This window comes from Geodermatophilaceae bacterium NBWT11 (genome assembly GCA_014218215.1).
In the GTDB taxonomy this organism is placed as follows: Bacteria; Actinomycetota; Actinomycetes; order Mycobacteriales; family Geodermatophilaceae; genus Klenkia.
In genome coordinates, this window is sequence record CP043652.1 from 4,212,344 (window position 1) to 4,233,484 (window position 21,141).

The 21,141-nt window shown below is 72.8% G+C and carries 21 protein-coding genes and 1 pseudogene; 11 read left to right on the forward strand and 11 right to left on the reverse strand.

Translation table 11 applies throughout. The annotated features are described in order from the left end of the window. Positions 1–15: 15 nt before the first annotated feature. The 6 genes from F1C76_20420 to F1C76_20445 all read right to left on the reverse strand — a co-directional run bounded on the left by F1C76_20420 (position 16) and on the right by F1C76_20445 (position 5,905). Positions 16–756 (reverse strand): helix-turn-helix domain-containing protein, encoded by a 741-nt coding sequence (locus tag F1C76_20420; GenBank protein ID QNG38594.1) that lies wholly within the window; start codon positions 754–756, stop codon positions 16–18. A gap of 60 nt (positions 757–816) precedes the next feature. After that, entirely contained in the window at positions 817–1,884 is a 1,068-nt protein-coding gene (locus F1C76_20425; GenBank protein QNG38595.1) for an extracellular solute-binding protein, read from the reverse strand. A 199-nt stretch (positions 1,885–2,083) separates the two neighbouring features. Further along, positions 2,084–3,217: an ABC transporter ATP-binding protein gene (locus F1C76_20430; protein ID QNG38596.1), complete on the reverse strand. Its 1,134-nt coding sequence runs from the start codon at positions 3,215–3,217 to the stop codon at positions 2,084–2,086. Further along, a complete protein-coding gene (locus tag F1C76_20435) occupies positions 3,214–4,107 on the reverse strand; it encodes an ABC transporter permease (GenBank protein ID QNG38597.1) in 894 nt (297 codons plus the stop codon). The genes F1C76_20430 and F1C76_20435 overlap by 4 nt, the downstream gene beginning before the upstream one ends. Beyond that, entirely contained in the window at positions 4,104–4,931 is an 828-nt protein-coding gene (locus F1C76_20440) for an ABC transporter permease (GenBank protein ID QNG38598.1), read from the reverse strand. The genes F1C76_20435 and F1C76_20440 overlap by 4 nt, the downstream gene beginning before the upstream one ends. Before the next feature lie 110 nt (positions 4,932–5,041). After that, a complete protein-coding gene (locus F1C76_20445; GenBank protein QNG38599.1) occupies positions 5,042–5,905 on the reverse strand; it encodes a helix-turn-helix domain-containing protein in 864 nt (287 codons plus the stop codon). A gap of 110 nt (positions 5,906–6,015) precedes the next feature. Here F1C76_20445 and F1C76_20450 point away from each other — a divergent pair, with 110 nt between their 5' ends. The 9 genes from F1C76_20450 to F1C76_20490 are packed head-to-tail and all read left to right on the forward strand — an operon-like array spanning position 6,016 to position 14,500. Next, positions 6,016–6,939: a hypothetical protein gene (locus F1C76_20450; protein ID QNG38600.1), complete on the forward strand. Its 924-nt coding sequence runs from the start codon at positions 6,016–6,018 to the stop codon at positions 6,937–6,939. Next, on the forward strand, positions 6,936–7,883 hold the full coding sequence (locus F1C76_20455) for a 3-keto-5-aminohexanoate cleavage protein (GenBank protein QNG38601.1): 948 nt from the start codon (positions 6,936–6,938) through the stop codon (positions 7,881–7,883). Before F1C76_20450 ends, F1C76_20455 begins: the two co-directional genes overlap by 4 nt. Next, positions 7,880–8,797: a hypothetical protein gene (locus F1C76_20460; protein QNG38602.1), complete on the forward strand. Its 918-nt coding sequence runs from the start codon at positions 7,880–7,882 to the stop codon at positions 8,795–8,797. The genes F1C76_20455 and F1C76_20460 overlap by 4 nt, the downstream gene beginning before the upstream one ends. Next, complete coding sequence (locus tag F1C76_20465; protein QNG38603.1) at positions 8,794–9,612, forward strand: 2,4-dihydroxyhept-2-ene-1,7-dioic acid aldolase; 819 nt, start codon at positions 8,794–8,796, stop codon at positions 9,610–9,612. The genes F1C76_20460 and F1C76_20465 overlap by 4 nt, the downstream gene beginning before the upstream one ends. Next, a complete protein-coding gene (locus F1C76_20470) occupies positions 9,609–10,379 on the forward strand; it encodes an SDR family oxidoreductase (GenBank protein ID QNG38604.1) in 771 nt (256 codons plus the stop codon). The genes F1C76_20465 and F1C76_20470 overlap by 4 nt, the downstream gene beginning before the upstream one ends. A gap of 40 nt (positions 10,380–10,419) precedes the next feature. After that, the gene (locus tag F1C76_20475) at positions 10,420–11,586 is read left to right on the forward strand and encodes an iron-containing alcohol dehydrogenase (protein ID QNG39428.1); all 1,167 of its coding nucleotides are present in this window, start codon (positions 10,420–10,422) and stop codon (positions 11,584–11,586) included. Then, the gene (locus F1C76_20480) at positions 11,583–13,019 is read left to right on the forward strand and encodes an NAD-dependent succinate-semialdehyde dehydrogenase (protein QNG38605.1); all 1,437 of its coding nucleotides are present in this window, start codon (positions 11,583–11,585) and stop codon (positions 13,017–13,019) included. Before F1C76_20475 ends, F1C76_20480 begins: the two co-directional genes overlap by 4 nt. Positions 13,020–13,054: 35 nt before the next feature. Beyond that, positions 13,055–13,828 carry a CoA transferase subunit A gene (locus tag F1C76_20485; GenBank protein QNG38606.1) on the forward strand — a complete coding sequence of 258 codons (774 nt, stop codon included), beginning with the start codon at positions 13,055–13,057 and terminating at the stop codon, positions 13,826–13,828. A 3-nt stretch (positions 13,829–13,831) separates the two neighbouring features. Further along, complete coding sequence (locus tag F1C76_20490) at positions 13,832–14,500, forward strand: CoA transferase subunit B (GenBank protein ID QNG38607.1); 669 nt, start codon at positions 13,832–13,834, stop codon at positions 14,498–14,500. Positions 14,501–14,831: 331 nt separating this feature from the next. Here F1C76_20490 and F1C76_20495 read toward each other — a convergent pair whose 3' ends face one another. The 3 genes from F1C76_20495 to F1C76_20505 form a co-directional block, all read right to left on the reverse strand. Continuing rightward, positions 14,832–15,578, reverse strand: a complete 747-nt coding sequence (locus F1C76_20495; GenBank protein ID QNG39429.1) for a class I SAM-dependent methyltransferase — start codon at positions 15,576–15,578, stop codon at positions 14,832–14,834. 20 nt (positions 15,579–15,598) lie between these two features. Then, positions 15,599–16,612, reverse strand: coding sequence for a methylenetetrahydrofolate reductase (locus tag F1C76_20500; GenBank protein QNG39430.1), 1,014 nt, complete (start codon positions 16,610–16,612; stop codon positions 15,599–15,601). 138 nt (positions 16,613–16,750) lie between these two features. Then, entirely contained in the window at positions 16,751–17,371 is a 621-nt protein-coding gene (locus tag F1C76_20505) for a TetR family transcriptional regulator (protein QNG38608.1), read from the reverse strand. A 108-nt stretch (positions 17,372–17,479) separates the two neighbouring features. Here F1C76_20505 and F1C76_20510 point away from each other — a divergent pair, with 108 nt between their 5' ends. Together F1C76_20510 and F1C76_20515 are read left to right on the forward strand one after the other, a co-directional pair. Further along, positions 17,480–18,340: an SDR family NAD(P)-dependent oxidoreductase gene (locus F1C76_20510; GenBank protein QNG38609.1), complete on the forward strand. Its 861-nt coding sequence runs from the start codon at positions 17,480–17,482 to the stop codon at positions 18,338–18,340. Next, positions 18,340–19,157: pseudogene (locus F1C76_20515) on the forward strand (mycofactocin-coupled SDR family oxidoreductase). Before F1C76_20510 ends, F1C76_20515 begins: the two are co-directional and overlap by 1 nt. Positions 19,158–19,208: 51 nt before the next feature. Here F1C76_20515 and F1C76_20520 read toward each other — a convergent pair. Together F1C76_20520 and F1C76_20525 are read right to left on the reverse strand one after the other, a co-directional pair. Next, a complete protein-coding gene (locus F1C76_20520) occupies positions 19,209–19,490 on the reverse strand; it encodes a hypothetical protein (GenBank protein ID QNG38610.1) in 282 nt (93 codons plus the stop codon). After that, positions 19,487–21,139, reverse strand: a complete 1,653-nt coding sequence (locus F1C76_20525) for a GAF domain-containing protein (GenBank protein QNG38611.1) — start codon at positions 21,137–21,139, stop codon at positions 19,487–19,489. Before F1C76_20525 ends, F1C76_20520 begins: the two co-directional genes overlap by 4 nt. Positions 21,140–21,141: the final 2 nt, after the last annotated feature.

The following is a 21,141-nucleotide window of genomic DNA, read 5'->3' on the forward strand; positions in this document are numbered from 1 at the left end:
GGTGGTGGGGTCGGTTCAGTCAGCCTCACCCCCGAGCTCGGCGGTGAGGGCTGCGGCGGTCGACGTCAAGGGCGCGAGCAGCAGAGCCAGGTCCAGTTCGCCGGCGCCCAGGAGTGCCACGGTCGCGACGAGCCCGCGGCTGCCGAACACCGGGGCGGCGACGGCGAAGGTGCTCTCCTGCCACGCGACGCTGTGGCCGTTCTTCCGGGCCTCGTAGACCTCCTGCTGGTGTCGGGCCCGGTCGGCCGGTGAGGAGTCCGGTGAGTCGGTGTCCGTCAGCGGATCGCCGAAGGCCTCCATCAGCAGCGACTGGGCGGCGTTGCGGTCCAACTTGGTGCCCGGGCGCACGGTCACCACCACCGACCGGCTGGTGTCCTCCTCGACCAGGGCGACGACCGCGCCCTGGGTGCCCCGGATGCTCAGCACGGCCGTCGACCGGGTCGCGGTCCGCAGCCGTTCCAGGTGTGGTCGGGCGAGGTCCACGACGCCGTCGCGGCCCAGCGCCAGGACGCCGAGCTCGAGCATCAGTCGCCCGAGGGAGAACGTCCCCCGGCGGCTGCCCTTGTCGAGGATCCCGGCGCTGGCCATCGAGGTGCAGTACCGGTAGGCGGTCGTGCGGTTGAGTCCGGTGCTCTCGGCGACCTCTGCTGCGGTGAGCTCAGGGGCGTCGGGACCGAAGAGCGCGCAGATCTGACCGACCCTGGCGACCGACCGGATGTCAGCGGTCGATACCTGGGCGTCGTCTGCGTTCGGCATGGCCGCACGGTAGTCGGCGACCGACCCCGCACCGGCGCAGCGGTGCGGGGCCGGTCCGGGTCAGCCGGCCAGCCAGATGGTCAGGCGTTGCACGGCGTCGTTGTAGTTCTCGCCGTACCAGTCGAGGTCCTGCGAGACCGTCTCGCCGGTGTTGGCCGGACCGTTGTACTGGACGAGCTCGGCGTTGGGTGACAGGTCCAGCGGGGCCGAGGTGTTGACCGGGCTGACACCCAGGTCCCGGGCGATGCCGGCGGCAGGCTCGGGGCTGGTGACCGAGGAGGCGAAGGCCTGGGCGGCGGCGAGGTTGGGTGTCCCCTTGGGGATGGCGAGAGCGTTCAGCGACGTCACGGTCGTGTCCCACACGATGGTGATGTCCACCCCCTGGTCCAGCAGCGGGACGAGGCGGGAGTCGGGCAGGAAGAACATGTCGACCTGGCCACTGCCGACTGCCTGCTGCAACGCACCGACGTTGGGAGCGAACGTCGTGACGTCCCGGATGGTGTCCAGCCGCTCCAGTGCACGGTCCACGTCGAGGGGGTACAGGTCGACGGGTGCGACACCGTCGGCGAGCAGCGGGTACTCCAGGATGCCGTTCTGGACGTTGGTGACCAGCCCGCGCTGACCGGGGAAGGCCTCGGTGTCGAAGAAGTCCTCGACCGAGGTCGGTGCCGTCGCCGGGTCCGGGAAGGAGTCCGTGCGGTAGGCGAAGGGAGTGGACAGCACGAAGTTCCCGACGTAGCAGTCACCGACCGCCCCCTCGACCAGGTCGTCCTCGCTCACCCCGGTGTACTCGATCTCCTCGAAGAGGGTGCCGCAGTTCTGCTGCGCGGCAGCTGGTGCGGCCGCGATGACGTCCCACGTCACGGCATCGGCCTCGACCTGGGCCTGCACCTGGGCGAAGTCCGGCGGTGAGGTGTTGACGAACGTGATGCCGGGGTTGGCCTCGGTGTAGGGCTCCTGCCAGTTGGCGATCATCGCGTCCTGACCGTCGCCGCCGTAGCCGACGAAGGTCAGCGTCGCCTCGTCCGCCGAGGCGTTCGGGGTGCCGCTGTCACCTCCGCAGGCCGCCATCGTGGTCAGGAGCAGGACCGCACCGAGGGTCCCGAGCGCACGGGTTGTTCGTGGCACCGTTGTCACTGTCCTTCGTGTCGGGGGCGGGCTGCCCCTGGATGTTCGCGATGCGAAGTTCTGGATCGCTGAGTGAACGTAAGGGTGAGCCGGCTCACCCGACAAGGCGCCGCAGCCCTTTCTCGCCGCTTTTCTCCGTCATGCGACACAGCGGTCCGCATCGTGACCAGGCGGCCGCGCAGGGTCTGCCGACGGCGGGTCAGCCGGCCACGACGCGCTGCCTGGCGACGGGCCACCAGGCCACCACGGACTGGCCCACGGACAGTTCGGACTCCATGGCGTCGACCCGGGCCCGGCCGACGACGGCGGGCTCGTCGCCGCCGGGCACGGACAGCACGGCCGTGCGGTAGGAGCCCAGGTACTGGACGTCGGTCAGGGTCGCGGCGACGTGGTTGGCGCCGGCCGGGACGTCGGCCTCGTTGGGCACGACGCGGACGTCCTCGGGTCGCACCACCAGTGCGGTGGTGGGCGCCGTCCGGGCTCGGGCGGCGACCGACCCCGGGGCCAGGGACCACGTCGAACGACCCCACCCGAGGGACCGCTCGTCCATCCCGCGGAGCGGGAAGAACGTCGAGTCGCCGAGGAAGCGAGCGGTGAAGAGGGTCTCGGGGGCCGCGTAGAGCTCCTGCGGGGTCCCGACCTGCTCGATGCGCCCGGCGTTGAACAACGCGATCCGGTCCGAGAGGCTCATCGCCTCTTCCTGGTCGTGGGTGACGAAGACGAACGTCGAGCCCACCTCGCGGTGGATGCGTTGGATCTCGGCCTGCAGGGCGCCGCGCAGATTGCGGTCCAGGGCTCCCAGTGGCTCGTCGAGCAGCAGCGCCTTGGGGTCGAAGACGATGGCCCGCGCGAGGGCGACGCGCTGCTGCTGCCCCCCGGACAACTGCGTGGGGACGGCGTCGTCCCGCCCGGTCAGCTGCACCAGCTCGAGGACCGCCGCCACGCGACGGGCGATCTCGGCCTTGGGTACACGTCGTTCCCGGAGGGGGTAGGCCACGTTCTGGGCAACCGTCATGTGCGGGAAGAGCGCGTAGTTCTGGAAGAGCATCCCCAGGTCCCGCTTGTGTGGGGGCAGGTCGCTGACGTCGCGGTCGTCGAGGGAGACGTGCCCCGACGTCAGGGACTCGAAGCCGGCGATGAGGTTGAGCGTGGTCGTCTTGCCCGACCCGCTGGGCCCCAGCAGCGTCATGAACTCCCCGGGCTCGATGGTCAGGGAGACCGCGTCGACCGCGGGGGCTGCCTGGCCGTAGTCCTTGGTCACCTCGGTGAGCTGGATCTGGGTGCCCGACCGGGTGGCGGTGGGCGGGGCGACGTGGCTGGACGTGGTGGTCACGGTTTCTCCTGACGGGAGGGACGTGTGCGGCCCAGCAGCAGCGGGACCAGGCAGATGACGGTGACGACGGTGACCACGAGGCTCGAGGACGCCGCGATGGTCGGGTCGACCTCGAAGGTGACGCTGTTGAACATCTGGACGGGGAGCGTCTGGAACGTGGGGGAGCGCAGGAAGAGGGCGATGACGACCTCGTCGAAGGAGGTCACGAAGGCGAACACCGCCCCGGTGACGACGCCGCGGCTGATGAGCGGGAGCGTCACGCTCCGGAACGCCCGCCACGGGGAGGCCCCCAGGGAGGCTGCTGCGCGCAGCAGCTTGGCGTCGAAGCCCCCGAGTGCGCTGGTCACCGAGACGACGACGAACGGGACGCCGATCGCGGCGTGCGCCAGCGTGTACCCCCAGAAGCTGCCGACGAGGTGCCAGCGCAGGAAGGACACGTAGACCGCTACGGCGACGACGATGCCGGGGGTGACGATGGAGATCATCAGCACCGTGCGGGCGAGGCCCGCGACCCGGCCGGTGAGCGCGTGCAGACCGACGGCGGCGGCGGTGCCGACCACCGTGGCGAGCACGGCCGCGGCCGTGGCGACGAACACCGAGTTGCGCAGGGACGTCAGCCAGACCGGGTCGGTGAAGAAGTTCCGGTAGAGGTCCAGGGAGAAGCCCTGCGGCGGGAAGGAGAAGGTCGTCGAGGAGCTGAAGCTCATCGGGATGACGAAGAGCGTCGGCAGGACGAAGAACAGCGCGACCGCGGCGGCCAGCAGCCGCAGCCACCACGGCACGGCGTCCAGGCCCGGGCGTCGCCCGACCCGTCGCACCCGGGGGGTCTGGGCCCGGCGCGGGGCAGGCCCGTGCGTCCCGACGGTGGGACGCTCGGTGGTCGCGGTCATCGCTTGCCCTCCGGGGTGCTGGTGGCGACGACCCCGATGGCCGACACGGTCCCGCCGAGCCGGTTGGCCCAGGCGACGAGTCCGAGGGTGGCCACGAGGACGACCATGCCGAGGGCGCCGGCGCCCTCGAAGTCCAGGAGCTGGGTGGTGCGGGCGGCCAGCAGCTGGGCCACCAGGGACTCCTGTGGTGTGCCCAGCAGCGCCGGGGTGACGTAGAAGCCGAGGCTGAGGGTGAAGACGAGGATGAGTCCGGCGGTCACACCGCCTCGGGACAGCGGCCAGTAGACCTTCCAGAACGCGACGAGAGGACGCGATCCCAGGCTCTGTGCTGCCAGCAGCAGCCGACGGTCGATGCCGCTCAAGGCGCTGAACAGCGGGAGCACCATGAACGGCAGGAGCACCTGGCTCATGGCGATGACCACGCCGGCCTGCTTGCCGTAGAGCACGACGTCCAGGCCGAAGAGGCCGAAGAAGGAGTCGACGGGCCCCCCGCGCTGGAGGATGAGGATCCAGGCGAAGTTGCGGGCCATCACCGAGGTCCAGAACGGCACGAGGACGACGACCAGCAGGAGTGCCCGCATGCGGGGCCCGACGCGGGTCATCACGTAGGCGTAGGGGTAGCCCAGCGCGAACGCGATGACGGTGACCAGCACCGCCGTCTGCACGGTGCGCCAGAGGACCCGGAGGGTCACCCCGTCGGTGAACAGCTCGGTGTAGTGCTCCCCGGTCAAGGTGGCCGGGGCGCCGATGCTGCGGAGCAGGCTCTGGCCGAGCGGCAGCACCAGCACGGCGACGACCAGCGCCAGCGCCGGCAGCAGGAGCAACCAGTGCGGCCGTGGTCGGCGACGTCCTGCTGGGGCCGGCGACTGCTCCGATGACGTGCCCTGTGCGGTGCCTGGTTCGAGAACGGTCTGTGTCACGGGTTCCTCTCCTCTCAGCCCGACACGGTCGAGCTGAGCGTGGCGGCGGCGCCGCGCAGGGCGCGCACCTGGTTGGTCGCCCCGGATGCCCGGTCGACCATCGTGGTGGTGCCGATCAGCGCCATCGCAGCCTGGACGTCGTAGGTGGCCAGCACGGGGACGGCGACGGAGGCCAGGCCGGCCCTGCCCAGGTCGGCCCAGGCGACGCGCTGCTGGCGGACCTCGTGGAGCACCTGTCGCTCGACCGCGGCCTCGGCGTCGGTGAGGCGGGCGTGCGCGCGGGTGACGGCCGTGGGGTCGGACTGGAAGGCCAGCAGGGCCCGGGTCTGGGCGGCCCGCACCTCGAGCACCGTGCCGATGCGGACGGTGATGAGGATGGTGCCCTGCAGTGGCTCCTCGACGAGGGTGACGACGGCCCCCGTGCGTCCCAGGAAGCTCAGCACCGTGGTCAGACCGGTCGTGTCCGACAACTGACGCATGATCGCCGGCGCCGTGGTGAGGATCTGCTGGCGGACCGAGGTGAGCGCGGACAGCTGGTCGAGCAGCGGCCCGGGTCCACCGGTCGCACTGAGGAAGCCCGAGCGCCGCAGGGACTGCAGGTAACGGTGCGCCGTCGTCCTGTTGAGTCCCAGCCGCTCCGCGACGAGGGGCGCGCTGAGGGTGCCGGTGTCCTGGTCCAGCAGCGCCAGGATGTTCGCGGCCCGGTCGATCGCCTGGATCAGCCCGCCCTCGGACTCGCTCGTGTTCGCGGCCGCGGCGTGACCAGGACCCCGCGACGGTCCGCCTGCCGGGTGACGCAGCGTCTCCACGGTGCCTCCTCTCGTGACGTCGGTGCGGTCCACGTCACGGAGTGAAGCAGCAGTTTGTTCATCATGCAATCACCGGTTTCACATGACGAACAAAGTTGCTGGCGCCCCTAGACGCGACCCGGCCGTTGTGCATAGCGTGAACTCCAAGCTCACGATACGAACAACGGAGGCACCAGGGCATGACCACCACGGAGGCCGGTACGTCACCGTCGCCGGCACTGCTGCAGGTCCTCGACGGCACCGTCGACCTGCACTGCCACTCGGGTCCCAGCCCGTTCCCCCGCCGACTCGACCACGTCGAGGCGTCCCACGACGGGGCTCGCATCGGGATGCGCGCGATCCTCGTGAAGTCCCACCACCACAACACCGCCATGGACGTGTTGGCGATGGGGCCGCAGCTGGCGCAGGCGCCCACCCCGGTCTACGGCGGGGTCGCGATGAACTCCGAGGTGGGCGGGATGAACCCGTCGGCCGTGGCCGTGGCCGTGCTGATGGGCGGGCGTTGCGTCTGGGGCCCGACCGTCTCAGCCGGTCAGCACCTGCTCGCCCACCAGCACGACGACGGTTTCCCCAACAACACCGGCAACCTCTACGAGGAGGAGGTGTCGGTCTTCGACTCGACCGGCGCGGTCTCCCAGCAGGCCGACCTGGTGACCAGGCTCGTCTCCGACGCCGGGATCCTGCTGACGGGCGGTCACCTGGACGGTGAGTCCATGTCCGCCTTCTTCGCCACCGCAGCCCGCAACGGGGTGAAGCGGCTGCTGGTGCACCACCCGGACTACATCATCAACGCCTCGGAGACCGCGATCGAGGAGATGCTGGGGCACGGTGCGTTCATCGAGCACGAGCTGTCGATGTACCACCCCGACGTCGCCGCCCCGCACTGGCCGATCGAGCAGCTCGTGGACTGGATCCACAAGATCGGCCCGGAGCGCACGGTGCTGGACTCCGACCTCGGCCAGGTCGGCAACCCCCTGCCGGTGGACGCCTACCTGCTGATCGTCCAGCAGCTGCTCGACCACGGCATCAAGGCCGAGGACATCCGGCAGATGACCTGTCGCAACACCGCGTTCCTGCTGGGCCTCGAGGAGACCAACCGGTGAAGCGGGCGGAGAAGGTCGTCATCACGACCGCGGTGACCGGCTCGGTCAACGTGCCCTCGCAGAGCCCGCACCTGCCGCTCTCGGCCGATCAGGTGGTCGCCTCCGCGCTGGAGGCGATCGAGGCGGGGTCGGCCGTGGTGCACCTGCACGCCCGGCACCCCGACGGCCGGCCGGCGTTCGAGGCCGAGGTCTTCGAGCAGATCGTCCCGCGCATCACCGAGGCCACCGACGTCGTCGTCAACATCACCACCGGCGGTTCCTCGGCGATGACCATGGAGGAGCGGCTGGCCGGCGCACTGCGCTTCGAGCCCGAGCTCGCCTCGATGAACATGGGCTCGATGAACTTCGTGTACTCGGGGATCGCGGACAAGGTCACCGCGTGGCAGCACGACTGGGAAGAGCCCTACGTGCGCAACACCTGGTCGCACCCCTTCATCAACACCTTCGACCGGATCGAGCACACCCTGCGCGTGCTCGGGGACCGCGGGACCAAGTTCGAGTTCGAGTGCTACGACATCGGCCACCTCTACTCCTTGGCGCACTTCGTGGACAAGGGCCTGGCTGAGCCGCCGTTCCTGGTCCAGGGCGTGTTCGGGATCCTCGGCGGCATCGGGGCCGACCACGAGAACCTCGCGCACATGGTCCGCATCGCCGACAAGCTCTTCGGCGACGACTACGCCTTCTCCGCCTTCGCCGCCGGCCGCAGCCAGTTCGAGTTCGGCACCCACAGCGCCTGGCTCGGCGGGCACGTCCGGGTCGGCCTGGAGGACAGCCTCTGGATCGGCAAGGGCCGCCTCGCCGAGAGCAACGCCCAGCAGGTCACCAAGATCCGCGCCGTCCTCGAGGACATGGGCAAGCAGATCGCCACCCCCGACGACGCCCGCGCCCAGCTCGGGCTGCGCGGTCGGACCACCCCCACCACCGACAGGAGCGCCCGCGCATGACCACCTACGCAGCCGACGACATCCGCTCGACACTGGCCCCCGTGGCGCCGACCCGCACCGTGGACGCCGGCACCCCCATCCGGCCCTCGCAGTGGGTGGAGTTCCTGGCCCTGCCGCCCACCGAGACCACCCGCGCCGGCAGCCGGACCTGGATCGCCCGGGCCGCCAACATGGTGGTCGCCTACACCGACGCCCGCGCCGGGGACGTGTTCAGCCGGACCGGCCAGCCCGACGAGTACCTGGTGCTGGTGCACTCCGACAGCAGCGCCATCCAGGTGCAGGCCGGCGGTGCCACCCGCGCTGTCGACGACGAGGCGCTGGTGGTCGTCCCTCCCGGGGACAGCGAGATCCGGGTACAGACCGACGGCCCGCTCATCCGGGTCTTCTCCGTCGTCGCCGAGGACCTCGCCGCAGCCGCACTCAACGCCGAGGTCTACGCCGAGCCCGACCCCCGGGCGACGCCGATGGTGCCCGGGCCGGACCCCGTCGGCGGTTTCGCGCTGCGGGTCTACCCGCTGGCCGAGCACCCCGTCGTGGAGGGACGGTTCGGGCGGGTCTTCCGGACGACCAACCTGATGGTGAACTTCCTCGCCGAGGAGCCCACCCCGCGCCCGCCGCACAAGCTGTCCCCGCACCACCACGACGACTTCGAACAGGTGTCGATGGCGGTCAAGGGCCGCTTCGTGCACCACATCCGCTACCCGTGGGGCCCGGACTCCGCGCAGTGGCGACCCGACGAGAGCCGGGAGATCGCCACACCGTCGATCTGCGTCATCCCCCCGCCCACCGTGCACACCACCCAGGGTGTCGGCCCGTACCAGCAGCTCATCGACCTGTTCTCCCCGCCCCGGGCGGACTTCGCCGCCTCCGGCTGGGTGGTCAACGCCGAGGACTACCCCCGCCCCGCCTCGTGAGCCCCCGGCGCAGCCTGCTGCGTGCGGCCCTCGCCGACACGTCCCGGCCGGCTCTGGGCACCTGGCTGAAGATCGCCTCGACCGAGCTGCTGGAGCTCGTCGCGATCGCCGGGTTCGACTTCGTCGTCCTGGACCTGGAGCACTCCCCGATGGACCTGGAGTCCGCGTCCGGGCTCATCGGCGTCGCCCGGCACGCGGGACTGCCCGCGGTGGTCCGGGTGCCCGACCTGCACCCCGGTCTCGTCCAGCGGGTCCTCGACGCCGGCGCCGAGGGCGTGATGGTGCCGCACGTGGACACCGTCGAGCAGGCGCAGGCTGCGGCCGCCGCGGTGCGCTTCCCGCCACGAGGCACCCGCGGCGTCGGCGCCACCAGCCGCGTGGGGGACTGGGGGGCGCTGCCACTGGAGGAGTACCTCCGCTACGGACAGGAGGAGGTCGTGCTCATCGCCCAGGTCGAGAGCGCCGACGCCGCCCGGCAGGCCGCCGCGATCGGCGGGGTGGACGGCGTCGACGCCCTCCTCGTCGGGGCCGCCGACCTCGCAGTCAGCCAGGGCGCCGCCGTCTCCGATTTCGTCGTCCAGGACCTCATCGCCGAGGCGGTCCGCGGCGCCCGGGCTGCCGGGGTGCCGGTCGGCAACGCCGGCGGGGCCACCGCCGAGGCCGTTCGGGCCGCTCTGGAGACCGGGTTCGGGTTCACGATGCTCAGCAACGACGCGAGCCTGTTCGGTGCCGCGGCCACGGCCGCGGTGCAGGCCGCCCGGAGCGTGCCGCTCCCCACGCTCGACCCCCACCCCACAGCAGGAAGGACGTCATGACCCACCCCACGCCACACCGCCCCCTGGAGGGGCGGGTGGTCCTCGTCGTCGGCGCCAGCAGCGGCATCGGCGCCGACGCCGCTCGACTGCTCGCCGAGGACGGCGCCCGCCTCATGCTCGTCGCCCGTTCCGCCGGCCCCCTGGCCGCGATCACCGACGAGCTCACTGCCGCCGGCCACGACGTCGCCTCCAGCACCGGCGACGTCTCCCGGGCCTGGGACGTCGCCCGGTTCGTCGACGCGACCGTCGAGCGGTTCGGGCGGCTGGACGGCGCGCTGAACAACGCCGCGGCGACCCAGGCCGGCCGGCTGGACCAGGTCTCCGAGGCCGACTTCGACCAGCTGATGGCCGTCAACGTCAAGGGCACCTGGCTGTGCCTGCGCGAGGAGGCCAGGGTCATGGTCGCCCAGGGGCAGGGCTCCATCGTCAACGTCAGCAGCATCGGCGGACTGCGCGGCAGCTCCGGCATGGGCGCCTACCAGGCCTCCAAGCACGCCGTGATCGGCTTGACCAAGACCGCCGCGCACGACCTGGGACCGCTCGGCGTCCGGGTCAACGCCGTCGCCCCCGGCCCCACCGAGTCCCCGATGCTGGACGCCACCCGGCGGGCGATCCCCGGCGGCGTCGAGGCCCGCGTCGCAGCGACGCCGCTGCGCAAGACCGGGACCGGTCGGGACGTCGCGGCCGCGGTGTCCTTCCTGCTCGGCGACCGGGCGGGGCACCTGTCCGGCGTCGTCCTCCCCGTGGACGGTGGGTTCCTTGCCTGACTCCCTCAGCACCGTCGGCACGCTGCGGCTGCCGGCCCGGGTGCACGTCGGGTACGGCGCCCGCCACCAGCTGCCCGAGGTCCTCGCCCTGCACGGCCGCCGGGTGCTCGCGGTCGTCGACCCCTTCCTGCTGGGCACACCGGTGCTCACCGAGACGGTGGACCGGTTGACCGCGGTCGGCCTCGAGGTGCACGTGCACGCCGACGTCACCCCGGAGCTGCCCGTCGACAGCCTGGTCGCCGGGGCCGAGGTGGCCCGCGGGTTCGGCGCAGACGTGGTGCTGGCCATCGGCGGCGGCAGCGCACTGGACGCGGCGAAGGTCCTCGCCCTGCTGTGCACCCACGAGGGCCCACTGAGCCGGTACTACGGCGAGAACCAGGTGCCCGGTCCGGTGCTGCCGGTCGTCGCGGTCCCCACCACCGCGGGGACCGGTTCCGAGGTCACCCCCGTCGCCGTCGTCTCCGACCCCGACCGGGAGCTCAAGGTCGGGATCTCCAGCCCGTTCCTGGTGCCCGTCGCCGCCGTCGTCGATCCCGAGCTGACCCTCGGCGCCCCCGCCCCGGTGACCGCGTTCTCCGGGATCGACGCCCTGGTGCACGCCGTCGAGTCCTACACGGCGCGGTCCCTGGAGGTGGACTGGACGTCGCCGCTGCCGGTGTTCACCGGCCGCAACGCCCTGGCCGAGCCGCTGTCCCTGCAGGCCGCGGCCCACCTGGGCCCCTGGCTGCCGGTGGCCGTGGCCCAGCCGGGCAACAGGGTGGCCCGGGAGGAGGTGGCTCGCGGGGCGCTGCTGGCCGGCGTCGCGTTCGGGTCCACCGGCACCCACCTGTGCCACGCCCTGCAGTACCCGATCGGGGCGATGACCAAGACCCCGCACGGCCTGGGGACCGGACTGCTGCTGCCCTACGTGATGGACGCCGTCCGTCCGGTGGCCGCAGACCGGCTCGCTGCCCTGGGTGCGGCTCTGGAGGGCATCGCCCCGGCCGAGTCCTCCGCCGAACGCACCCGGGCCAGGGTCGCGGAGATGAACGTCGCGATCGGCGTCCCCGCCGACCTCGCCGCCATCGGGATCACCCGGGACCAGCTGCCCCGCATCGTCGAACTGGGCCTGCGTTCGGCCCGACTCCTGGCCATCGCCCCGGTGGACCCCACGCCCGAGCTCCTGCTCGACGTCCTCGAACACGCCTACGCAGGGAGCGCCTCGTGACCGACACCCCGCTGCACACCGACCTCTACATCGACGGCAGGTGGCGCCCGGGATCCGGTGGCGAGCGTCTGGACGTCCTGGACCCCGCCGACCTCTCCGTCATCGCCGACGTAGCGGTGGCCACCGAGCAGGACTGCATGGACGCCGTCGACGCCGCGGCTGCGGCCGCCGAGGGCTGGGCGGCGACCGCCCCGCGCGTGCGCAGCGAGCTGCTGCGCACCGTCTTCGACATCCTCACCGCCGAGGCCGAACAGCTCGCGGAGCTGATGGTCCGGGAGAACGGCAAGTCCTGGGGTGACGCCATCGGCGAAGCCGCGTACGCCACCGAGTTCTTCCGCTGGTTCGCCGAGGAGGCCGTCCGCGTGCCCGGGGACTACCGGCTCTCGCCGGCGGGGGACAAGCGGATGGTCGTGGACCGCCAGCCGATCGGGGTGTCGCTGCTCATCACCCCGTGGAACTTCCCGGCCGCGATGGCCACCCGCAAGCTCGCCCCGGCGCTGGCCGCCGGCTGCACCACGATCCTCAAGCCCGCGCCGGAGACCCCGCTGACCGCCGGCTACGTCGTGGACGTGCTGCACCGGGCCGGGGTGCCCCGCGGGGTGGTCAACCTGGTCATGCCGACCCCGCCGGACGTCCCGGTGCGCGCCATGCTCGACAGGCCGGAGGTCCGCAAGCTGTCCTTCACCGGCTCCACCGAGGTCGGTCGCGCGCTCCTGCACGCCTGCGCCGACTCGGTGGTCAGCGCCTCCATGGAACTGGGTGGCAACGCGCCCCTCGTCGTCCTCCCCGGCGCCGACCTCGAGGAGGCCGTGGCCGGTGCGCTGCTGGCCAAGATGCGCAACGGCGGCGCCGCCTGCACGGCAGCCAACCGGTTCTACGTGCACGACTCCGTGCACGACGAGTTCGTGGCACGGATGGACACCGCCCTGGCTCAGGTCACGGTCGGACCAGGGGTCGACCGCCGCAACACCCTGGGCGCGCTGGTCTCCACCGGCGAGCGGGACAAGGTGGCCTCGCTGGTCGAGGAGGCGGTGGCCGAGGGCGCGACCGTCGTCCGCGGCGGGACGTCGCACGAGGTCGGTGCCTTCTACGACGCGACGCTGCTGACCGGGGTCCGGCACGGGTCGGCGATCACCCGCACCGAGGTCTTCGGTCCGGTGACCCCCGTCGTCCGCTACAGCGACGTGGACGAGGCCGTGGCGATGGCCAACGACACCGAGTTCGGGCTCATGGCCTACGTCTTCGGCGAGGAGCGGGAGGCCATGGCGGTCGCTCGGCGACTGGAGTCCGGGATGGTCGCGGTCAACCGCGGGGTCGTCAGTGACCCGGCCGCACCCTTCGGCGGGGTGAAGCAGAGCGGGCTGGGCCGGGAGGGGAGCTCCGAGGGGATCTTGGAGTTCCTCGAGGAGAAGTACATCGCGCTGACCGCATGATCGCCGACCCCCCAGCACCCCGGAGGAAGGCGGACATGGACAAGGTCGTTGCCAGCACAGCCGAGGCGGTGGCCGACATCGGTGCCGGCTCGTCGTTGGCGGTGGGTGGTTTCGGGCTCTGCGGGGTGCCGATCAAGCTGATCGACGCGCTCCTGGAGCAGGGCGCGGACGGGTTGACCACGATCAGCAACAACTGCGGGGTGGACGACGCCGCGCTCGGGGTGCTGCTCTACGCCGGCCGGATCGCCAAGACGATCTCCTCCTTCGTGGGCGGCAACAAGGAGCTGGCCCGGCTCTACCTGTCTGGCCAGCTCGACGTCGAGCTGACCCCGCAGGGCACGCTCGCCGAGCGGCTGCGCGCCGGCGGCTGCGGGATCCCCGCCTTCTTCACCCCCACCGGCGTCGGCACGATGGTCGCCGACGGCGGGATCCCGGTGCGCTACGACGCCGACGGGAACGTCGTGCTGGTCAGCGAGCCCAAGGAGACCCGGGACTTCGGTGGGCAGGACTTCGTGCTGGAGACCGCGCTGACCGCCGACTTCGCGCTGGTCCGAGCTGCGGTCGGTGACCGGCACGGCAACCTGGTGTTCCACGAGTCCGCGCGCAACTTCAACCCGCTGTGCGCGATGGCCGGCACCATCACCATCGCCGAGGTGGAGCGGCTGGTCGAGCCCGGGGAGATCCTCCCGGAGTCGATCCACCTGCCCGGGGTCTTCGTGCAGCGCGTGGTCGAGGTCGGTGTCGAGGGCAAGGACATCGAGAAGCGCACCACCCGCCCCCGCCCCGCCGCGCAGATCGAGGAGGCCTGACCGATGGCTCTGACCCGTGACCAGCTCGCCGCCCGCGTCGCCCTGGACCTGCAGGACGGCCAGTACGTCAACCTCGGGATCGGCATGCCGACCCTGGTCCCGAACTTCATCCCCGACGGCGTGCACGTGGTGCTGCAGTCGGAGAACGGCGTCCTCGGTGTCGGCCCCTACCCCTTCGAGGGCGAGGAGGACCCGGACCTGATCAACGCCGGCAAGGAGACGATCACCCTGCAGCCCGGGGCGAGCTTCTTCGACTCGGCGCTGTCGTTCGGGATGATCCGCGGCAAGCACATCGACGTCGCCGTCCTGGGCGCCATGCAGGTCGACCCGCGCGGTGACCTCGCCAACTGGCTGATCCCCGGCAAGATGGTCAACGGCATGGGCGGGGCCATGGACCTCGTCCACGGAGCCCGCGCGGTGATCATCATGATGGAGCACGTCGCCCGCGACGGATCCCCCAAGCTCGTCGAGGAGTGCACCCTGCCGCTCACCGGCAAGGCCTGCGTCGACCGGATCATCACCGACCTCGCCGTCGTCGACGTCACCGGGACCGGCTTCCTGCTGCGCGAGACCGCCCCAGGCGTGTCCGTCGAGGACGTCGTGACAGCCACCGGCGCACCGCTCGCGGTCGCCGACGACGTCCGCGAGATGGCCGTGGGCGCACCTGCGTGACTCGGGTGGGCCCGGGCCGTGCTGTCAGCGGTCGAGTCCGACCGTCCGGGTCGCCCGGACCGCTGGACCGCCTGCGGACCCTGCTGGCTCGCCGGCCAGGCAGTCGGACTCCCGGGACGTCCTCGAGCACTGCGGGTCGCGCGGACTCGAGCTGGGTGTTCGTCGGAGCTGCCGAGGGGACGATCGTCTTCCGCTCCCGCTGCGGGTCGGACCTGATGGTCAACGGGGTGGTCATCCCGGGGTCCGACGGCCGGCCCGGGGCCGGACTGCCCACCGGTCCGTCGTCCTGACACCGGGCTGGCGCACGAGCGCGACCGAGACGGTGCCCAGGTCAGGCCCGGCGGACGGCCACCACCAGCGTCGGCCGCACCGCTCCCGCGGACAGCAGCGCTCCCATCCGCCCGGACTGTTGGGAGGAGCGGCGGAAGCGGGGGTCCGCGCCGTGCCGGCGCTCCATCTCGGCGTCCACCGCGTCGGCCGCGTCGTCCCAGCCGGGTGGGTTGTCGTCCAGGTCGGCGACCGCTCGGTCCACCACGTCGAAGCCCGCAGCCCCGAGCAGGTCGTCCAGGTCGTCGTCGGTGGGGAACGAGTTCCCCTCCGGCGCGGGAGCGGGCAGCGGGTCGACCGCCTGCACGAAGACGAGCAGCCCCAGCCGTCCTCCCGGGCGCAGGACCCGGTGCAGCTCGGCCAGCGCGCCGGCCTTGTCGTCGGTGGTGCAGAGGACCCCCAGGCTCCAGGCCGCCGCGGTGACGCCGTCGAGCAACGGGAGCGACTGCCCCATCGCGACGGCCGACGGCAGCCCGAACAGGTGGCGGGAGGCGTGCACCGCACCGGCCATGGGCTCCAGGCAGACCGGCCGCACCTGCCGGTCACCGGCCGCCCACGCGGCCGGGCCGCCGACCCCCGCCCCGGCATCGACGAGCAGGTCACCCGGGTGCAGGGCCATGCGGTCGGCGAGCCAGCGCAGTGACCCGACGCTGCCCGAGCCCCGGCAGCCCGCAGGGACGGCGTGCCCCGGGCCGAGCACGCGTGCGGCCTCCTCGGTCCACGCCGCGGTGACGTCGAACTCGTCCTCCATCGCGGCGCTGTCCAGTTCGCTCATGCTTGTTCCTCCCGGATCCGTCGTGCCACCTCGGCCTTGACCCGTGCCCCGTCCAGCCCCCCGCGGTCGGCGGCCCGTCCGGACAGGTTGACCCCGACCACCCCGGGCACCGAGAGCAGTGCCCGGGCCTCGGCGACGGCTGCGGCGATTCCGGCCTCGACCGGGTCCGGGGCGGCGAGCACCCGTTCGACAGCGGTGCCGTCCAGGTGCAGGCCGGGGAAGCGCTGCAGCGTCCGTGCCGACGGCTCGTCGCTGTAGACCGCGACCGAGGCCAGGAACGGCAGCGTGGCCCCGGCTGCCCGGGCCGCTCCCACGAAGGCCGCCACCTCCGCCGGACCGGACACGTGGTTGAGCACGCAGAGGGCGGCGCCGGCCTGCTGCTTGAGTGCCACCCGCGCCGGTCGACCGGCGGTCGGCGGGGTCTGCGGCGACTCGGGGACGGCGGCGCTCAGCCCGGCCCGGGCGGCCAGTGCGGTGAGCCGGGGCCCGTCGAGGTCGAAGACCTGGGTCACCCCCGGTCGCACACCCGGTCCCCGGCCGTCGCCGGTCACGCAGAGCACGCCGTCCACCCCGACAGCCGCGAGACCGGCCAGCTCCTGCTCCAGGACGAGCTGGTTGCGGTCCCGGCAGGCCAGGGTGACCCAGGGCCGACCGCCGGCGGCGACCACCTCGGCGGCGACCAGGGTCGGAGGCAGGTCGGGTTGGTCCTGGTGCTCGGCGGTGAGCAGGCCGTCGCTCACCCCGGCCAGCACCGCCACCACCGACCGCACCGAGGCCAGGTCGCCCGGCGCAGCAGTGAGGTCGGTGAGGACGACGGGCCCGCGCTGGGCGCGGGCCAGCAGACCGCCTGGCCGCGGTGCGGGCGCGGCGACCGGCGTGGACCAGCCGGGCGCCGGCTCGCTGAGGAAGGGGCACGGGTGGTCGGCGAGCTCGCACCGGCCGTCGTCGCGCACGCCCCCGCAGGGCCCGAAGACCATCCTCTTGGGGCAGCCGATCCGGGCGGCGTCCACGGCGGTCGTCGTCACCCCCAGGCGCTGCCCACGGACCGGGGGTGCGAACCGCCCGACGCCGCCGGCCTCGCGAGGGAGGTGGGCCTCGGCGAGGTGTCAGCGGTCCTCGGCGCCGGCCACGAGCGGGGCCGGTGCCGCTCAGGCAGTGCCGGGCAGCGACCAGGTGCGCAGGGCCTCGAGGCAGTGGACGAGGTGGTCCCGGGCGTCGCCACCCGTGGCCGCCCAGGTCTCCACGGCCAGTCGGTTGGCGGTCACGACGAGGGTGGCGCCGAAGCGGAGGGGGAGTGGGTCGAGGGCGGCGGGGAGCCGGGGTGCCAGCAGGGGCACCAGCCCGTGGACGCACTCCTCGTGCATGCGCAGCCACACGGAGAGCAGTTCGGGTTCGCCGACGACCAGGCGCACCCGCTCGGCCTCGCGTGCACCGTCCGGGCCCTCGAAGGTGACGGCGAGGGCGTCCACGAGGGCGGCGCCGAGCTCGTCGAGGTCGTGTCGGCGCGAGGGGATCGAGGCGACCGCGGCCAGGTAGTCCTGCAGGCCCTCCCGGAGCACCGGGGCGAGCACGTCGGCCTTGTTGGCGAAGTACCGCTGCACGGTGCGGGTGCTGACCTCCGCGGCGGCGGCGATGTCGGCCAGCGTCGTCGTCGCCACCCCGTCACGCAGGAAGAGCTCGGCCGCCACCGCCGAGATCTCCGTCGCGGTGTGCAGACGGCGGCGCTCGCGCAGCGAGGGCCGGCGGTCGCGTTCGTCGGGGCCCGTCACGGCGTCCACCGTAAGACCCGTCCTCGTGTCGTGTTGCGCCTTCTTGTCGCTTTGCGACAGGCCGGGCTAGGTTGTGACCGGGAACACCGGACGGTCGAGGGAGCGCACGTGAGGTTGGAAGAGAAGGTCGTCGTCATCACCGGTGGCGGTTCGGGATTGGGGCGGGAGTCGGCGCTGCTGTTCGCCGAGCAGGGCGCGAAGGTCGTGGTCACCGACCTGCAGGCCGCTCGGGCGGAGAAGGTCGCCGGGGAGGTCACCGAGGCGGGCGGTCACGCGGTCTGGCTTAGGGCCGACGTCCGCTCCGAGGCCGACATGCAGGCCGCGGTCCGCTTGGCCACCGACACCCACGGCCGACTGGACGTCCTCTTCGCCAACGCCGGCATCGGCGAGATCGGCTTCGGGTCGGTCCCGTTCGAGGAGCTGACCGAGGAGAACTGGGACGCCGTCCAGAACGTCAACCTCAAGGGCGTGTTCCTCGCCGCCAAGGCCGCCACCCCGGTCATGAAGGCCCAGGGCGCCGGGAACATCGTGGTCACCAGCTCGGCGTCCTCCTACGCGGCCTACCCGCACTTCATCAGCTACACCGCCTCCAAGCACGGGGTGAACGGGCTGGTCAAGGTGCTCGCGCTGGAGCTGGGTCGGTTCGGCATCCGGGTGAACGCGCTGTGCCCGACCCACGGGATGTCGATCAACCTCGCGCTGGCGCCCGACGCCGAGGTGCTGGGGAAGTCCTACGAGCAGATGCAGCCCTGGGACAAGGCGAACGCGGCGATGCCGCTGCGCCTGGACCGGCCCCCGGCGCTGCGGGACAACGCCAACGTCGCGCTCTTCCTGGCCAGCGACGAGTCGGCCTACATGTCCGGGGTCTGCCTGCCGGCCACCGACGGCGGCACGCTGTCCCGGGTCGCGATCGTCTTCCCCGAGGACGTGGGCGGCGAGGGCCTCGGCGCCCCGGGGGTGGACGCCTGATGGGCAGCAAGCTCGCCGGCCGGGTCGCCTTCGTCACCGGGGCCGCCCGCGGTCAGGGCCGGGCCCACGCGCTGGCGCTGGCCGGGGAGGGTGCCGACGTGATCGTGTGCGACACCAGCACCCGCCCACCCGTACCGACTACCGGCCGGCCACCGCCGAGGACCTGGCCGAGACCGTCCGGCAGGTCGAGGCCCTGGACCGGCGTGTGGTGTCCGCCGACGTCGACGTGCGGGACATGGCCGGGATGCAGGCCCTGGTCGACCGCGGGGTCACCGAGCTCGGCGGGCGACTGGACGTCGTCGTCGCCAACGCCGGGGTCGTCTCCTGGGGCCGGTTCTGGGAGATGGACCTGGACCGCTGGAACGACATGATCGACATCAACCTGACCGGGGTCTTCCACACCATGCGGGCCGCGGTGCCGGCCATGATCGCCGCCGACAACGGCGGGTCGATCGTCCTGACCAGCTCGGTCGCCGGGCTGAAGTCACTGCCCGGGCAGGCGCACTACAGCGCCGCCAAGCGCGGCGTGGTGGGCCTGGGCAACTCGGCCGCCCTGGAGCTCGCGCCGTACCGGATCCGGGTCAACACCGTGCACCCGTGGGGCGTGGCCACCGCCATGGGCGAGCTGGGCGCCGACGGCGCCCAGGTGTTCGGCGACAACCCCTCCTACGCGGCCTCGATGGGCCAGGCCTGGTTCACCCCACCGGTCTCCCAGCCCGAGGACATCGCCGCCGCCGTGCTGTTCCTGGCCAGCGACGACAGCCGCACCATGACCGGCGTCCAGCTGCCGGTGGACCACGGAGCCACCAAGGTCTGAACCGATCGGGGTCCGACACGAGGCCCCGTCCGCGCTGTCCGCGTGGCTCGATCAGCCGGGGACGGTGGTCGCGGCGGCCCGCGTGGCGGTGACGACGAGTGCGGCCATGGGTGCCGTGACGGGCCCTCTGCCGTACCGGGCGGCCAGCGCCCGGCTCTCGAGGACCACCTCCCGCACGTCGACGTCGCCGAACCCGGCAGCCTGGAGGTCGGCGTGCACCCGGTCCGGGTCGGCGTAGCCGTGCGGGACGTCGCGGACGAAGGTGGGCGGATCGGCCGGTGAGGCCGCACGCAGCGCCAGGCGTCCGGCGCCCGTCGTCCTGGACCTGCTCACGAGGGCACCTGCCAGCGCAGGCGTGTGCCACCACCGTCCCGGGGGTGCAACCAGAGGGTCCCGCCGTGTCCGGCGGCCCGTTCCCGCAGGTTGCGCAGGCCGCTCCACGCCCCCTCCGGTGGTGGGCCGACGCCGTCGTCGACGACCTCCACGACCAGGTGGTCGGTGAGGTCGACGGTGACCTCGACGGTGCCCCCACCCGAGTGCCGCACCGCGTTGCTCACCGCCTCCCGGACGACGGCCACCACGTCGGTCGCCAGGGGACCGGTCACCCGGGTGTCCACGGCGCCGGCGGTGCGCAGGCTGGACCGCAGCTCTCCCGAGCCCTCGGCGAGCACGTCGAGCACGCGGCGGCGCAGGCCGGCCCCCGGGGCGCCCCCGGGCGGGGTGTGCAGGTCGAAGATCGTCGTGCGGATGTCGTGCACCGTGCCGTCCAGCTGTCCGACGATGGCGGCCAGCCGGTCCCGGTCGGCCGGGTCGGGCACCCGGGTCAGCATCGACTGCAGGCTGAGCCCGGCGGCGAACAGCCGCTGGATGACCACGTCGTGCAGGTCGCGGGCGATCCGGTCCCGGTCGGCGAGGAGGTCCAGCTGGCGGGCCACCCGCTGGCGGGCGGCCGCGTCCAGGGCCAGCGCGGTCTGGTCGGCGAAGGAGCGCACCAGCTCCGCCAACGCCGGGTCGAAGGGCTCGGCGCCGCGGTACCGGGCGGCCACCAGCACGGTCTCGGTGTCGGGCCCGGTGCTCAGGGGGGCCACCAGCACCGGACCCCAGTCGACGTCGGAGGCCGGGCCCTCCCAGTCCACCGAGGCCAGGTCGAGGGTGTGCACCGTGCCAGGGTCGCCGGTCAGGGCGGCCACGGCGGGGGAGGTCTCGGCGGTCAGCGGCACGCCGGTCAGGTCGTCGAGGCCCTCGCCGCTCTGTGCCTCGCTGACCCAGCGCAGGCCGTCGGGCATGGGGCCGATGAGGAAGACGGCGTCGGACCCGGTGAGAGCCCGCACCTGTTCGGTGATCAGCTCCAGCACCTCGTGGGGGGCCAGGCCGCCGAGCAGGGACTCCCGGACGTCGGCCACCGCGGTCAGCCAGCGTTGCCGCTCCTGCTCGACGGCGAGGCGACGGGCGTTGTCGACCGCGATGCCCGCGGCCCCGGCCAAGGCGCCGACCAGCGCCTCGTCGGCCGCGGTGAACCCGCCCCCGGCCTTCTCGGTCAGGTAGAGGTTGCCGTAGACCTCGCCACGGACCACGACGGGCACCCCGAGGAAGGACCCCATGGGCGGGTGGTGCGCCGGGAAACCGACCGACGCCGGGTGACCGGACAGCTCGGCCACCCGCAGGGGCACCGGGTCGGTGATCAGCTGACCGAGCACGCCGCGGCCGGCCGGCAGTGCCCCCATCCGGGCGGCCTGCTGGCCGTCGATGCCGACGTGGACGAACCGGGACAACCCGCCGCGGGGCCCCAGCACCCCCAGGGCGCCGTACCTCGCCCCGACCAGCTCGACGGCCGCCTCGACGACCCGCAGCAGGGTCTCGTCCAGGTCCATCCCGGTCTGCACGCTGAGGTAGGCGTCCAGCAGCGCCTGCACCCGCTGCTGGGTGCGGGCGATGGTGCCCAGCCGGTCCTGCACCTCGGCGACCAGCTCGGTGAGGTCCATCG